We start from the raw sequence: 14,426 nt of genomic DNA, 5'->3' as shown, positions 1-14,426 counted from the left end.
CTACACAAACACAAAGGGCCGAGGTGACCCGGCCCTGCTCAGATACGTCATCCGGACGTTAACCGCCCTTGTTCAGACAGCGCGCGTATAGGCGGATTCCCCGGCATGTGCAAGAGCAAAGCCCATATTTTCAAGGTTCGACAGGTCTTTGCCAATGCCCGGTTCAGCTTTTGGCGCTCCAAACCCCGGCATCTCTCCGCAGCATGGCCTGCTCAATTTCATCAAGGCGCGACAATGCGGCAGACGGGTTTCGGGCGCCACCTGCCCGGTTCCATATTTTTTGTGCGGAAACAGGGCTCCACGGCAGACTGGCCGAAGCTAACCACTGGCGAAGCCCCGGTGGCAAGGAATCGTAAACCTGCATGGGAGCCGTTTGCCGCCGCCGCCGTTTAAGACAACTCTTTAGATTCCGCCTGACCTTGCGGCTTTGTTCCAGCTGTCCTTGCAACGCGCTCGCCTCGTGTTTTTTATGTGATTACATCACATTTTTAGCACTCGCAAGAACCTAGATTTGGTCACCTGAAGGCGGGGCATGACGCCCCGTCCTTCGATTTTCTGGGATATTCCCCAAGATTGCCCGGCAACACCTAGAAGAGCTGCAAGTCCTTCACGCCACTTTGGATTTCGGCAAAGTTCGGCATGTTTTGAATTGCAACGGGTGCCGGGGTGACACCTGGCATCTGCACGGTCGGTTTCGCCACGGCCGCTTTTTTAAAGGCGGGTCGCTCCAACTCTCCCCGGATATCGCGCAGCAGCGTTTTGTGATCCGGCATCGATTTGATTATCTGGGCAAGGTCGGCTTTCGCGCGCTTCATACCCTGGAACCAAAGCGGTTTCTTCAACGGACGCAGGCGATCGCGAATGCCGGGGCCAAAGCCCGTATCATAAACCTGCTTGCCCAAAAGAACCGTCTGATAAACACGACTGTCAAATAGAGTGGCAAATTCGATATCGTGGTCCATTGGCAATCGGTGCTGCCACAACTCAAGGTTCTCAGCCAGCCGATCCGGCAATTTCATCTCGGTGCGCGCGTCGATCCAGTATTGGTCATCCGTGCGATTGCCCAACCGATAGTGCAAACAAATGAACTCCAGCACTTCGTTGTAGAGTTTATCCATCTGCCGATTATATCTGGCCCGCAGGGACGGCTCGATCTCTCGGGTCGGCAAGTGCTCGGCGAACCAACGCACCGCATGGTCGATCATGTGGATCGCGGTGCTTTCCAATGGTTCGATAAACCCACCAGATAGGCCGATCGCTACACAGTTCTTGACCCAAGCGTTTCGTACGCGGCCAACACGCATTGGGATCACCCGCGGCGTCAAACCTTTGCCGCTGTCACCCAGCCACTCAAGGTATTCGTCCGCGGCTTGATCATCTGTGCGATGCGCCGATGAAAACACATAGCCCGTGCCCACCCGGTTGAAGAGCGGTACCCGCCACGTCCAACCTGCACCAAGTGCGGTCGATCGAGTAAGGCTTTCGATCTTTTCTGGATCGGGATGTTCGATCTGCAGCGCCATAGCGCGATCATTCGGCAGGTACTCCGAATAATCCATGAACGGCTCGCCAAGTGCCTGATTGATAATCAACCCGCGAAACCCGGTGCAGTCCACGACCATTTCAATGTCATGACGCCCGCCACGCTCTAACATCAGATGGCTGACATTGCCCTGCTCATCCAGCTCTACTGCTTGCACCTCATCCTGGATATGCTCGACACCGCGCTTGGTGCAGACCTTGGTGAGCATGCCTGCAAACTTCACAGCGTCCAGATGATACGCGTAACCAAAGCGCTGCTCGAATTCAGGTTGACCCAGTCTGCGCGCGCCCTTGCATCTGCTAGCCAGATGATCATGCGGTGAGATGGATTGCGTGAAATCCTGATCTCCGTTGCCAAAACGCAGGAAATACTCTGCGGCCTCAAGCCCCTCCAACATTTGACCGTGGGCAAACGGGTTTACGTAATCGATGCGATTACCCTTGGCGTCCTTGTTCCAGTTGCAAAACTTCACGCCCAGCTTGAAGGACGCGTTGGTTTGGCGAAAAAAGTCCCGCTCTGATATTCCCGCCTGCCGTAGTGTGACCGGCATACGCGGCACGGTGGCCTCGCCGACACCCACGGTAGAGATATTGGGGCTTTCGATAAGGCAGATGCGTGGACGATCCTTGGGTGCCGACGTGCGCGAAAACACCATGTCTAGGATCAGCGCAGTCATCCAACCCGCTGTACCACCACCCACGATGGTGATTTTACTCAAACGATTATTCATATTTGTCCATCCCTGTTAGCTTGAGGGAATTTGTAGCTGCCTGCCCTTTTTTGTTTTTGGGGCTTGTAAAACAGCTTTCCCTTTTAGCTTGGGAAAGGACTATAACAGCTTTCTTTCATCCAGCTAGGGCTTATGACGCGACGGCTTTTCAGCGCATCCGCCGATAGGCCTTAAACTGACGCGAACAGAGCTTGAGACCTTGCAACCCATAGTTCGCAGGGCGTTCGAACCCCCGTGCCGCGCATCGCCCGGCACATCAATGATGCTGAGCCACTCAGTGGTATCTGGGATTGGCGCAAGCACCTGACACGAATTAGATTTCTTCGCCTTTCTTCAGAAGCTCCTCGATCAATTCACGCTGCAGATCGGTGCTGTCGCCGCCCCCATATTCCGCTGCGCCACCGGAATACAGGGTGCCATAAGTCTTGGTGATGTTAACGGTCTGGGCCAGTCCAGAAATAAACTGATCCTTCTCCAATAGAGACAAGGGGTGGATAAACGCGGCCCACAAGGTGCCATTGGCAATCGCGTATCGTGCATCCAGCGTGCTGTCGAAGTTGGCTTGCATCATGCGGCGCATCTCTTCGGTGGTCAGACCTTCGGCACTGCGAATGGGAACCATGGCGCGCATCCGGTCGGCATTAACGTCGGTGACAATCAGAACCGGAACCTCTGACACTGTTAGCTGAAACCCCGGTCCGTGCGGCTGTGCATTGGGGTCGAGCGCAAAGATAATCTTGCCCAGCCGTTCATAGTCCATCGGCGGCTCGACCTCTGGGGTCTGTTGAGCCGCAAGGCTTCCGGCGAGGAACATCAGAATTAGGGCTAGTCGGATCATCGCATTTCTCCTGCAGAGTATTCACCAACCATAGGTGCCCCCCGACAGCCTGACCAAACAAAGCTTAGTGAAGAGCATATCTCGCACGACAATCAATTTGAACGATCTGCAAGGTTTGGCGTTCTTGCTGCGATAGCCCGTTCAAAACCCGCCGCCTAACTATGTTTCAGCGGTTGGCCAACCGGCCGATCCGAACCTGAACAGGAAAGGAAATAGATATGAAGTCTCTGGTTCTGACAGCATTCATCGCCACCTTGCCCCTCGTTGCAGCACCTGCGTTTGCAGCGGATGAGATCAATGTTTCGAATGGCATTTCGGCTGCTGGTGCCCCGCTGGCGGCGCATGGCGTTGATCTGGTCGCCCTGGTCAATGATGGCAACCCGGTTGAGGGCTTTGCAACACACTCCGCCACTTATGATGGAGCATCTTACTACTTTATCAGCGCAGCAAACCGCGAAGCGTTTGAGGCCAATCCAGCCGCCTTTCTGCCTCAGCACGGCGGGTTCTGCTCGTTTGGCGTTTCCGTCGGCAAAAAATTCGACGGTGACCCTGATCAGTATCTGATCTCAGATGGCAAGTTGTATTTGTTCCTGAATGCCGAAACGCGCGCGGCTTTCCTCAAGGACGTGGCAGCAACGGCCAAAACTGCGGACGATCAGTGGGGCACGATCAAAAGCATTGCCGTGGGCGAGCTGTAAGATCAAAGACCCGCGGCGCTAGGGTGTCGCGGGTCTTTTCTGGTCTATGAAGGCAACGGCCTTTGCCAGTGCGTCTTCGATAGTCAGATCGGATGTGTCCAACAGAATTGCGTCGTCGGCAGGTTTCATCGGCGCGGTACTACGCTCAGCATCCCGCGCGTCGCGTTCGCGCACATCCGCCAAAACCTGTCCCCGAGTAACGTCCGACCCTTTGGCACTGAGCTCGAGAAAGCGCCGCTCAGCCCGGACCTCAGCGCTGGCGGTGACAAAGAGCTTCACCTCGGCTTCAGGACAAATCACCGTTCCGATGTCACGACCGTCCAGTACTGACCCTCCGGTACGGCGCGCAAAAGCGCGTTGGAAATCCACCAAGGCAGACCGAACTTCGGGGATCACTGCAACTTTAGACGCGGCCTGAGCGATTTCAGCCGTGCGCAGATCGCCCTGCTCAAGCTCTTCGGCGGTCAACGCTTCTGCTGCGGCTACGGGCTCCATGCCTTCCAGCGTTCGCCGACCGACGGCCCGATACAAAAGGCCTGTGTCCAGATGCGCGAAACCGAAATGCGCTGCAACGCCTTTTGAGATCGTGCCCTTTCCCGCCGCAGCGGGACCGTCGATCGCGACCGTGAAACTCATGTGCGTTCCACCTTTGCACCCAACGACGCCATCAATGGTTCGAAGATTGGAAATGACGTCGCAATTGGTCCGCCGTCATCGACTGAAACCGGGGCCTTCGCCCCCATGCCCATCACCATGAAAGACATAGCGATACGGTGGTCCAAAAAGCTCTCGCAGGTGCCACCACCAGGGACATTGCCGATACCGAGGCCTTCAACCGACCACCATTCTTCGCCCTCATCCACAGTTACGCCATTCGCGCGCAACCCGCGGGCCATAGCGTCGATCCGGTCGCTTTCTTTGACGCGCAGTTCTTTTACACCACCCATCATAGTCGTGCCGGTGGCATTGGCCGCAACCACGGACAAGACTGGGTATTCGTCGATCATCGAAGCCGCACGCTCGGGCGGCACGTTGATACCCTTCATGTTGGGCGAGTACTTGGCACGCAGATCCGCAACGGGTTCACCACCCTCTTCGCGTTCATTTTCATACGTCAGGTCAGCGCCCATTTCGCGCAGCGTGGTAAACAGGCCTGCACGGGTCGGGTTCAATCCGATACCGGGCACCAGAACATCCGAACCGGGAGTAATCAGTGCTGCACAGACCGGAAATGCAGCGCTGGACGGATCGCGCGGCACTGCGATTACCTGCGGTTTCAGCTCAGGACGGCCTGTCAGCGTTATGACCCGCCCCTCTTCTGTGTCTTCGACCGTTATTTCGGCACCAAAACCGGCCAACATCCGTTCGGAATGATCGCGGGTCGCTTCTTTCTCGATCACCACTGTCTTGCCCGGCGCGTTCAGACCAGCCAGCAAAACGGCCGATTTAACCTGTGCCGAAGGAACAGGAACTTCGTAACGGACCGGTACAGGCTCTGCCGCACCTACGATGGCCATAGGCAAGCGACCGCCCGAACGGCCGACCGATTGTGTGCCAAACAACTCCAACGGATCGGTCACGCGCGCCATGGGGCGCTTGTTTAGACTTGCGTCCCCGGTGAAGGTCGCGGTGATTGGGCAAGTTGCCATTGCGCCCATGATCAGCCGCACGCCCGTGCCCGAGTTACCGCAATCGATCACTTGGTCAGGTTCGGCAAATCCACCAACGCCCACACCGTGCACGGTCCACTCACCGTTGCCATGATCCGTTACTTCGGCCCCAAAGGCACGCATGGCCTTGGCGGTGTCCAAAACATCCTCGCCCTCAAGCAGACCCGAGATCTTGGTTTCACCCACCGCCATCGCGCCAAGGATCAGCGACCGGTGCGAGATAGACTTGTCGCCGGGCACCTCTGCCGTGCCGGTCAACGGGCCACAGGGATGCGAGGTCATCGGGATGGGCGTGCCGTGTCCGGACATGGGGGCTCCTTTTGCGCTATCAGTCCTAGGCCGATTAGCGAATTGGGGCCGGTTGGTCCAGCAACAATCAGTCTTTGCGTCGGAAGGTCAGGTAATGCGGTGTCCGTCCCTCGCGCAGAGCCTTTTGTTCATAGCGAGTGGAAATCCAGTCATCCCACGGCTCGCGCCAATCGGAAGGCCCCTCGGCCAACCATTCGAATCCTGCTCGCGGAACCTCTTCCAGCGTTTGGCGGACATAGTCGGGAATGTCGGTAGCTACCCGGAAAATCGACCCAGGCTTCAAGGCACGTGCCAACGGCTCCAAGTGCTCTTGTGTCACAAAACGGCGGCGGTGGTGCCGCGTTTTTGGCCAGGGATCAGGATACAACAGGAACGCGCGCGAGATGCTGGCCTCGGGCAAAACATCAAACAGATCGCGAGCATCACCTGGGTGCACAGCCAGATTTTCGACTCCAGCTTTGCGGATCTTACCCAACAGCATAGCAACACCGTTGATGTACGGCTCGGCGCCGATAATGCCGATATCCGGGTTGCTGGCAGCCTGATGCACCAAGTGCTCACCACCACCGAAACCGACCTCAAGCCAAACATCCTTGCCGCCGAAGAGCTCTTTAAGGTCCAACGGATGGCGTTCAGGATTGCTCTCCCAATCGACGGCCCCGGGCGACAGGGCGTCGAGGTCTTCGTTCAGATACGTCTTTTGGCTCTGCTTCAGGGTCTTGCCCTTGAAGCGACCATAGAAATTTCTGCGGGGGCGTTGTGGTGTCTGGGTGCTCATGGCCGTGCCCATACTGCGCAGGTCGGATCGTTGCAACCCCGGCGCTGAATCGAAAAGCGCGCCTGAAACGGCGCGCTTTGCGTGATTTGGGATCAGACCGCCGCTTTCAGCGCATCGGTCAGGTCAGTGCGCTCCCAGCTAAAGCCGCCATCTGCATCCGGCTGACGGCCAAAGTGACCGTAGGCCGCGGTGCGCTGGTAAATCGGCTTATTCAATTGCAGGTGCTCACGAATTCCACGCGGTGTGAGGTCCATCACTTCACCGACGGCTTTCTCAATCGCCGCATCGGCAATCTGGCCGGTTCCGTGTGTGTCAGCATAAATCGACAACGGCTTGGAAACACCAATCGCATAGCTCAGCTGGATTGTGCAGCGTTCTGCCATGCCCGCGGCAACCACGTTCTTGGCCAGGTAACGCGCGGCATAAGCCGCCGAGCGGTCCACTTTGGTCGGATCCTTGCCAGAGAAAGCGCCACCACCGTGCGGTGCTGCACCGCCATAAGTGTCGACGATGATCTTACGGCCGGTCAGACCTGCGTCCCCGTCCGGGCCGCCGATCACGAACTTACCTGTCGGGTTCACGTGCCACTCGGTCTCAGCAGACAGCCAGCCTTCGGGCAGCGTATCGCGAATGTAGGGCTCGACGATGGCGCGGATGTCATCCGAGCTCAGCGCTTCGTCCAAATGCTGAGTCGACAGCACGATCGAGCTCACGCCGACCGGCTTGCCATCACGATACACAACCGACAGCTGCGATTTCGCGTCCGGGCCCAATGCGGGTTCAGTACCGTTCTTACGCACTTCGGCCAAGCGGCGCAGAATCGCGTGCGAATACTGGATCGGTGCTGGCATCAGTGCCGGGGTCTCAGTCGTCGCGTAACCGAACATGATGCCTTGGTCGCCAGCACCTTCATCTTTGTCACCCGAGGCATCCACGCCCTGAGCAATATGCGCAGATTGCTCGTGCAGCAGGTTCGTCACTTCGACGGTCTCGTGGTGGAACTTGTCCTGTTCGTAACCGATATCCTTGATGCAGGCGCGCGCGATCTCATCAATGCGGCCCATATAATCGTGCAGCTTTTCCTGATCAGACAGACCTACTTCACCACCAATGACGACCCGGTCGGTCGTTGCAAAGGTTTCGCACGCCACGCGCGCTTCGGGTTCTTCATTCAGAAATGCGTCGAGTACAGCATCCGAAATCCGGTCACAGACCTTATCCGGGTGCCCTTCGGAAACCGATTCCGAAGTGAAAGTGTAGTTCTGTCGGGACATGAATGTGCTCCATTAAGATTTCCCCACCACGCCAGGAAGCCGTTGTGACAGGCATCCGAGGGGATACGCCCACAGCTACATAGGGTCAATTGGTAATTATTCGTTTCCCCGCCGGGCGTTGCGCCAAAGCAGCCCGAACAGAATCAGCAAAACAGCGAAAACCGGCAAATCACCCATTCGGGAATACAAGGTCGGTGAAAGCGGAGCGGGAAGCGTTGCGTCAATAAAACCGGCCTGCCCGAGCGCAAGAGCTTCTGTAATACGCCCCAATGGATCAACCATGGCGGAAACACCGGTATTGGCGGACCGCATCATCGGAAGCCCTTGCTCAATCGCTCGCATCTGAGCTTGGGCCAGATGTTGGTAAGGTCCAGATCGGGTGCCGAACCAGGCATCGTTCGTGATTTGCAGCAAAAAATCTGCTCGATCCGGCGCGGACAGAACATCCTGTGTAAACACAGCCTCATAGCAGATCAAAGGAAGGGCTTTTCCAAGTTTGCCGGCATCCATCAGCGCCGCGCCTGGGCCAGAGCTGAAGCCGTGCCCAGTGGTGGCTGCCATGCCATAAATGCCAAACTTGGCCATTAGCTCACCAAATGGCACATACTCTCCAAAGGGCGCGAGGTGATGCTTGTCATACAGGCCCTGCTGCTGACCGTCTTCGTCCAAATAGATCATCGAATTGTAGATGCGCGGTCCATCGCCGCGCTGAATGCCCAAGAATACAGGGGTGCCCTGCGCGGCATCTACGACCAAGTCCAGATACGGCTGCGCGCTGCCAAGCCATGCCGGCACTGACGTTTCGGGCCAAACAATCAAGTCCGGGCGTGGTTGCGCCGCGGTAAGTTCGATCTGTCGGGCAAAGAACATGTCACGATAGGCAGGATCCCATTTCTGGTGCTGCGGTGCATTAGGCTGAATCAACCGTACAACATGCTCTGTTTCGGTAATTTCAGGACGCATTGCGCTATAGCCCAGCGACAGGCAAACAGCGCCAACTGACAAGCCGACCGGCAAAGCGAAACCTCTACGCTGCGTGAGCGCCGCACCCAGAGGCCATGTGGCCAACAGCGTCAATGCCCCCAATCCATAGGGGCCAAACAAAGCCAACAATTGCGCGACTGGCGTATCCACCCATACCTGCGCCAAACCTGCCCACGGAAAGCCCGTCAGAACATAGCCTCGGGCAAACTCGGCAAGTGATACAGCTACGGCTAGGATCACTGCCTGCTTCACTGCGTCAGCATCCGGTCGCCGGACTGCCCAAAACGCCAACGCCCAGAACAATGCCAAGCCGCCTGCCATAAAGATCAGGGCAAACGGTGCCATCCATGCGTGACGGTCCGCATCAACGAGAAACGGTTCGATGATCCAGCTGAGCCCGTGCGCAAAGTATCCTGTCGCAAACGCCCAACCCACCCAGGCCGCACGCCCGCGTGTCTCAGTCGACAGATATAGCGGCGCCAGCAACACCAGTCCCAAAAGCGTTGCCGCCCAAACGCCAAAAGGTGCAAGGCCAAAGGCGGCAAAACTGCCCGAAAGAGCCGCCAGTAAAAGCCTCAACCAAAACGGCCAGCTATGTGCAGGGTTCATACAACGAGATCCGGCAACATGACCCGCAGTCGTTTTATGCGGCGCGGGTCGGCATCGATCACCTCGAACTCAGGACCTTCGGGGTGCAATACGACCTCACCCCGCGCAGGCACGCGCCCGGACAGCATAAAGACCAAACCACCCAGCGTATCGATTTCTTCTTCGTCCACGTCCTCATGACTGGTTAGTGAACGGCCGATCTCGGCCTCGAACTCTTCAAGCGGGACACGGGCTTGGACGATATAACAACCCGGTTTTTCCTGCACCCAAAGCTGGTCTTCATCGGCGTCATGCTCATCCGCAATTTCACCGACGACTTGTTCAATCAGGTCCTCGATTGTCAACAAACCGTCAACACCGCCATATTCGTCAATCACCAGTGCCATATGGCGACGTTCGGTTTGCATCTTGGTCAACAGCACACCAATCGGCATCGAAGGCGGCACGAATAGTAACGTGCGCAGCATGGAGACCAGATCAAATTCCTTGGACGTCCCATTGAACCCATGGGTCAGCGCAAAGTCCTTGAGGTGCACAAACCCTAAAGGTGTATCGAGCGTCCCCTCGTAGACAGGAATCCGCGACAACCCGCTGTCACGAAAAACCTGAGCCAATTCATCTTTGGTTATGGTTGATGGGACCGAGATAATCTCAGCCGTGGGAATTGCGACGTCTTCCACCCTCATCCGCCGCAGGTTGATCATTCCACGGGGCTGGGATTTATCCGCTTCGTGCCCGTTGGCCGTATCTACCTGTTCGTCGCTCGGTGTTGAGAACGCGTCCACAATTCGAGAAAGCAATCCGGCTTTCTCTTTGACATTTTCACCGCTGTTCTTGGGTTGCGCGCCTTGCGCCGCCATAGAACTGCCGTCTGTATCGCCCATATTCCTATTCCAAGTATTCAGCCACAAAGGCCCATTTTACACATTATATGGGTCATCAATACCCAGTTTGCCAAGTATATCGACCTCTACCGCTTCCATCAAATTGGCGTCGGGGTCGCGAATGTGATCGTATCCAAGCAAATGTAACGTTCCGTGAATGATCAGATGCGTCACGTGATCTTCAATGGATTTCCCCGCCTCGTCCGCCTCGCGCGCACAGGTGTCATAGGAAATCGCAATATCACCCAACGCGATCTCGCCGGTGAAATCTGGCTCAGGAGGCGTTGGTGCGTGCCCTTCGACTTCGGCGGCTAAATCTTCGGCGGGCCAACTGAGAACATTTGTTGGCGTGGGCTTTTCCCGAAACTCTGCGTTTAGCTCGGCAATGCGCGCGTCGTTACAAGCCAATAAGCTGATCTCGCAGAGATCCGAATCCAAGCCGCAATGATCCAGAACCGCCTGGATTGCCCGCGTTGCCAATGGGATAAGCCCCTGCCAACGTGGTTCTTCAATTGTCAGTTCAAGGTTCATATCACAACGCCCAAAGCCCTCGGCCTCAGGAAGTTACCCCGTCTCACGGCCAGAGTCGGCCTCATACGCTTCGATGATGGCGGCGACAAGCGGGTGGCGCACCACGTCTTTCGAAGTGAAGTAGTTGAAGCTGATGTTCGGGATTGTCTTCAGCAACCGCTCAGCATCTGCGAGCCCCGACTGAACACCACGAGGCAGATCGACCTGCGACCTGTCGCCCGTAATCACCATGCGACTGCCTTCGCCGAGACGGGTCAGGAACATCTTCATCTGCATGGTCGTCGCGTTCTGCGCCTCATCCAACACAACAAATGCATTGGCCAGTGTTCGACCTCGCATGAAGGCCAGAGGCGCGATTTCGATTCGTTTTTCCTCGATCAGCTTGGCTAGCTGTTTGCCAGGAAGAAAATCATTCAGCGCGTCATAGAGCGGCTGCATGTAAGGATCGACTTTGTCCTTCATGTCGCCGGGTAGATAGCCCAGCTTTTCGCCAGCCTCGACTGCAGGTCGGCTGAGGATAATCCTGTCCACATGTCCACCGATAAACATCGACACACCAACGGCCACAGCCAGATAGGTCTTACCGGTCCCTGCGGGGCCGATTCCAAAGGCCAGTTCGTTGTTGAACAACGATTGCACGTACGCTTTTTGCGCGTCCGTGCGCGGCTCAACCAGCTTTTTGCGGGTCTTGATTTCGACTGTCCCGCCTTTGAACATTTCCAGCTGATCACCGTCGCGACTGCCGGTTCCTGTTTCCGAACCGCCCATCCGCAGTTCGCGATCTACATCCGCGGCCTCGACCTCTCGGCCGCCTTCCAGACGAGTATACAAGGCCTGGAGAACTTCCATGGCCTGCTTTTGGGAATCCTCATCCCCCATCACGACAAGCTGGTTGCCGCGGCGTACAATCTGCACGGACAACTTCTGTTCGATTTCGGTCAGGTTGCGGTCGTACTCGCCGCATAGATCGATCAATAGCCGGTTGTCGGGGAATTCAACAAACGCCTCGCGTTGGGGCGTTTCATCTTGCGGTGGGGTAAGGGCACCGATGGCCAATACGTTCTCCTGTCTTGGCGTTTCACCCTGAGCGTAGACAACAATTCTTGGTGGGCGCAAGCCACAGTTTCATTTTTTCCGCAGCGAATGACAAAACCGCCGAACAAGAGGAAAAATACCGCTCATCGCCCTGTAAAAGAGTGCAATGGCTTTCGCGTTAGAACGTGTAGTTCAGCCCGAATCTCAGACCACGATACCGCGGCGTGGATTTCGTGGAGAAACCGTTGCTGAAAACAATGTCTTCCGAATCGAATTGGACGTATTCGATCTCACCCGTGATCGACCAATCGTCGTTCAATCGGTGCTCAGCGCCGATGCTCGCAGAAAAACCGGACCGGCTGTCACTTTCTTCGAACGCCTGCACTGCAGATCCTGACGCGATGCTGCTGGTCGTTTTGATATCACCCTGCACATAGCCGGCGGTGATGAAATACAAAACAGAACCGCTTTTGTTGCTCAACCCGTTTTTGAAACGAATGGAAAACATATCCGAAATTTCTGACGAGCCGTTGACGGTCGAGGTACCAATCAAGGTCGACGCATCGTCTTCCAATGATCCGAAATCATAACCCAACTCAAACCCGTAGACGTAATCACGCCCACCTTTGGCAGGCAAAACTCCCCGCCAGCCACCGCGGATACCACCGTAGCTACCTTTAAGGTCCAATTCCCCGACTTCGAATACCCCAGCGGGGGTTCTCAGCCCAAATCTATCGGTGCCGCCGGTCGCGTAACCACCAGATATGCCAAGATAAAATGCACTCACATCGCTGCCAATGCGTTTGGGGCTGGATACCGGAGGGTCCGAGACCACTTGCTCAAGGTTCCCCGCAACCGTGGGACTGGAAATCAAAGAACACGCCAGCAGCGTTGAAAAGACCAATCGGCCATTCGACCCAAAAAGAAGCTTCAGGATTTCCACTCGTAACCTCCATCGCCCCAGCCCATACACTGGGTCGGCAAAATTTTGGAATTGCGGGAATACAGAAACCCTGCCTCCAAAAATCTGGCCCTTCTCGGAACATAATTTCAGGTCGTAAATCAAGGGTTAAATTTGAAACCACGCGTCAACTATGGCTTTCTAACAGCACCCTATGATCCGCTCAGACCAATGCCCCCGCCAAGGAATTCGCCCCTGATGCGGTGATCTTAACGTTCCGCAATTCACCAACCTCGACATCGGCATCCGACACGTGGACAGAGTGTAGATACTCCGATTTCCCAACCATCTGCCCCGGAAGTCGGCCCGATTTTTCAAAGAGCACGCTGACAATGCGGCCAACCATTGCATCCTGAATCTCACGCTGATGCCGGGTGATCAAAGTCTGCAAGCGCTGCAAGCGGTCATCCGCCGCGTCTGGATCGACCTGAGGCCGCTCGGCCGCGGGCGTGCCCGGGCGCGTCGAGTACTTAAAGGAATACGCGTAGCCGTATTTAACCTGCTCAACCAAATCCAACGTCGCCTGAAAATCCTCTTCGGTCTCTTCAGGGAAGCCGACAATAAAGTCACCCGACATTACGATATCCGGACGTGCCGCTCGAATACGCTCGATCAGACGAAGGTAGCTTTCGGCAGTATGGCTGCGGTTCATCCGCTTAAGGATTCTATCCGATCCGGACTGCACCGGGAGGTGCAGGTATGGCATCAGCTTTTCACACGTGCCATGCGCTTCGATCAGGTCATCCGCCATGTCGTTGGGGTGCGAAGTGGTAAAGCGTATCCGCTCCAGCCCGTCGACCTTGTTTAGCTCCCAGATAAGGCCGGCCAGAGTCATGTCACCATTCGCGCCTGCGCCGTGGTAAGCGTTAACGTTCTGCCCCAACAGTGTGATCTCGCGCACGCCGCGCTCGACCAAGTCCTGGGCCTCACGAATGATACGGTCCGCCGGACGGCTAACTTCGGCACCGCGTGTATAGGGCACCACGCAGAAGGCGCAGAACTTGTCGCAACCTTCCTGCACAGTCAGAAACGCTGTCGGGCCACGCTTAGCCTTGGGGCGGTTTTTCAGTTTCTCGAATTTGTCTTCTTCGGGGAAGTCCGTGTCCAGCGCCTTGGCGCCAGTGCGCGTCTTCGCCTCCATCTCGGGCAGGCGGTGATAGCTTTGCGGACCCACAACCAGATCGACAAGTGGCTGACGGCGCATAATCTCTTCGCCCTCGGCCTGCGCGACACATCCCGCCACGCCAATTTTTAGGTCGGGCTTTTCGGCTTTCAAACCCTTGAATCGGCCAAGCTCGGAATAGACCTTTTCAGCCGCCTTTTCCCGGATGTGGCAGGTGTTCAGCAGAATCATGTCCGCGTCGTCGGGGCTTTGCGTTTCGACGTAACCCTGCCCTCCCAGCGTCTCGGACATGCGTTCGCTGTCATAGACGTTCATCTGGCAACCATAGGTTTTGATGTACAGCTTTTTGGGTTCTGACATGGGTATGGCCTTTGCGTTCGCGGGATCGGCGTCATCTATACCCTACGAACGCCGCTTGCAATGCCGAGGCGGATACCCGATTTTGGCCGAAGATTCCAG

General features: G+C 56.4%; 14 protein-coding genes and 1 riboswitch. Of the genes, 1 reads left to right on the top strand and 13 read right to left on the bottom strand.

What is annotated here, in order from left to right; genetic code table 11:
* Positions 1–163 precede the first annotated feature (163 nt).
* The 3 genes from ACR0EO_RS13100 to ACR0EO_RS13090 all read right to left on the bottom strand — a co-directional run bounded on the left by ACR0EO_RS13100 (position 164) and on the right by ACR0EO_RS13090 (position 3,111).
* A complete protein-coding gene (locus tag ACR0EO_RS13100; protein WP_480690585.1) occupies positions 164–448 on the bottom strand; it encodes a DUF6525 family protein in 285 nt (94 codons plus the stop codon).
* A gap of 139 nt (positions 449–587) precedes the next feature.
* On the bottom strand, positions 588–2,273 hold the full coding sequence (locus ACR0EO_RS13095) for a tryptophan halogenase family protein (protein ID WP_480690583.1): 1,686 nt from the start codon (positions 2,271–2,273) through the stop codon (positions 588–590).
* Between the two features lie 313 nt (positions 2,274–2,586).
* Complete coding sequence (locus tag ACR0EO_RS13090; RefSeq protein WP_480690581.1) at positions 2,587–3,111, bottom strand: hypothetical protein; 525 nt, start codon at positions 3,109–3,111, stop codon at positions 2,587–2,589.
* Positions 3,112–3,329: 218 nt separating this feature from the next.
* Between ACR0EO_RS13090 and ACR0EO_RS13085 the strand changes: the two genes are divergently transcribed.
* A complete protein-coding gene (locus ACR0EO_RS13085) occupies positions 3,330–3,809 on the top strand; it encodes a YHS domain-containing (seleno)protein (protein WP_480690579.1) in 480 nt (159 codons plus the stop codon).
* 18 nt (positions 3,810–3,827) lie between these two features.
* Here the strand turns inward: ACR0EO_RS13085 and cmk are convergent, their stop codons facing one another.
* From cmk to miaB, 10 genes are all read right to left on the bottom strand, one after another.
* The gene (gene cmk, locus ACR0EO_RS13080; protein ID WP_480690577.1) at positions 3,828–4,445 is read right to left on the bottom strand and encodes a (d)CMP kinase; all 618 of its coding nucleotides are present in this window, start codon (positions 4,443–4,445) and stop codon (positions 3,828–3,830) included.
* Complete coding sequence (gene aroA, locus ACR0EO_RS13075) at positions 4,442–5,788, bottom strand: 3-phosphoshikimate 1-carboxyvinyltransferase (RefSeq protein WP_480690575.1); 1,347 nt, start codon at positions 5,786–5,788, stop codon at positions 4,442–4,444. The genes cmk and aroA overlap by 4 nt, the downstream gene beginning before the upstream one ends.
* A 67-nt stretch (positions 5,789–5,855) precedes the next feature.
* The gene (trmB, locus tag ACR0EO_RS13070; protein ID WP_480690573.1) at positions 5,856–6,566 is read right to left on the bottom strand and encodes a tRNA (guanine(46)-N(7))-methyltransferase TrmB; all 711 of its coding nucleotides are present in this window, start codon (positions 6,564–6,566) and stop codon (positions 5,856–5,858) included.
* Between the two features lie 92 nt (positions 6,567–6,658).
* Positions 6,659–7,840, bottom strand: a complete 1,182-nt coding sequence (gene metK / locus ACR0EO_RS13065; protein WP_480690571.1) for a methionine adenosyltransferase — start codon at positions 7,838–7,840, stop codon at positions 6,659–6,661.
* 5 nt (positions 7,841–7,845) lie between these two features.
* Positions 7,846–7,894, bottom strand: a riboswitch (SAM-SAH riboswitch).
* A 42-nt stretch (positions 7,895–7,936) separates the two neighbouring features.
* A complete protein-coding gene (gene lnt, locus ACR0EO_RS13060) occupies positions 7,937–9,433 on the bottom strand; it encodes an apolipoprotein N-acyltransferase (RefSeq protein ID WP_480690569.1) in 1,497 nt (498 codons plus the stop codon).
* On the bottom strand, positions 9,430–10,317 hold the full coding sequence (locus ACR0EO_RS13055; protein WP_480690567.1) for a hemolysin family protein: 888 nt from the start codon (positions 10,315–10,317) through the stop codon (positions 9,430–9,432). Before ACR0EO_RS13055 ends, lnt begins: the two co-directional genes overlap by 4 nt.
* Positions 10,318–10,353: 36 nt before the next feature.
* Positions 10,354–10,848, bottom strand: a complete 495-nt coding sequence (ybeY, locus tag ACR0EO_RS13050; RefSeq protein ID WP_480690565.1) for an rRNA maturation RNase YbeY — start codon at positions 10,846–10,848, stop codon at positions 10,354–10,356.
* 33 nt (positions 10,849–10,881) lie between these two features.
* Positions 10,882–11,904 (bottom strand): PhoH family protein, encoded by a 1,023-nt coding sequence (locus ACR0EO_RS13045; RefSeq protein ID WP_480690564.1) that lies wholly within the window; start codon positions 11,902–11,904, stop codon positions 10,882–10,884.
* Between the two features lie 157 nt (positions 11,905–12,061).
* The gene (locus ACR0EO_RS13040) at positions 12,062–12,826 is read right to left on the bottom strand and encodes an outer membrane protein (RefSeq protein WP_480690562.1); all 765 of its coding nucleotides are present in this window, start codon (positions 12,824–12,826) and stop codon (positions 12,062–12,064) included.
* Positions 12,827–13,007: 181 nt separating this feature from the next.
* A complete protein-coding gene (miaB, locus tag ACR0EO_RS13035) occupies positions 13,008–14,327 on the bottom strand; it encodes a tRNA (N6-isopentenyl adenosine(37)-C2)-methylthiotransferase MiaB (protein WP_480690560.1) in 1,320 nt (439 codons plus the stop codon).
* Positions 14,328–14,426 lie beyond the last annotated feature (99 nt).

The organism is Ruegeria sp. BE9 (assembly GCF_056538765.1).
This window is presented reverse-complemented; position numbering and strand designations above follow the sequence as displayed.

What these genes read in the sequence shown, in the direction of transcription:
- ACR0EO_RS13095 (WP_480690583.1), bottom strand. Translation starts at nt 2,273, where the DNA reads ATGAATAATCGTTTGAGTAAAATCACCATCGTGGGTGGTGGTACAGCG.
- ACR0EO_RS13090 (WP_480690581.1), bottom strand. Translation starts at nt 3,111, where the DNA reads ATGATCCGACTAGCCCTAATTCTGATGTTCCTCGCCGGAAGCCTTGCG.
- ACR0EO_RS13085 (WP_480690579.1), top strand. Translation starts at nt 3,330, where the DNA reads ATGAAGTCTCTGGTTCTGACAGCATTCATCGCCACCTTGCCCCTCGTT.
- cmk (WP_480690577.1), bottom strand. Translation starts at nt 4,445, where the DNA reads ATGAGTTTCACGGTCGCGATCGACGGTCCCGCTGCGGCGGGAAAGGGC.
- aroA (WP_480690575.1), bottom strand. Translation starts at nt 5,788, where the DNA reads ATGTCCGGACACGGCACGCCCATCCCGATGACCTCGCATCCCTGTGGC.
- trmB (WP_480690573.1), bottom strand. Translation starts at nt 6,566, where the DNA reads ATGAGCACCCAGACACCACAACGCCCCCGCAGAAATTTCTATGGTCGC.
- metK (WP_480690571.1), bottom strand. Translation starts at nt 7,840, where the DNA reads ATGTCCCGACAGAACTACACTTTCACTTCGGAATCGGTTTCCGAAGGG.
- lnt (WP_480690569.1), bottom strand. Translation starts at nt 9,433, where the DNA reads ATGAACCCTGCACATAGCTGGCCGTTTTGGTTGAGGCTTTTACTGGCG.
- ACR0EO_RS13055 (WP_480690567.1), bottom strand. Translation starts at nt 10,317, where the DNA reads ATGGGCGATACAGACGGCAGTTCTATGGCGGCGCAAGGCGCGCAACCC.
- ybeY (WP_480690565.1), bottom strand. Translation starts at nt 10,848, where the DNA reads ATGAACCTTGAACTGACAATTGAAGAACCACGTTGGCAGGGGCTTATC.
- miaB (WP_480690560.1), bottom strand. Translation starts at nt 14,327, where the DNA reads ATGTCAGAACCCAAAAAGCTGTACATCAAAACCTATGGTTGCCAGATG.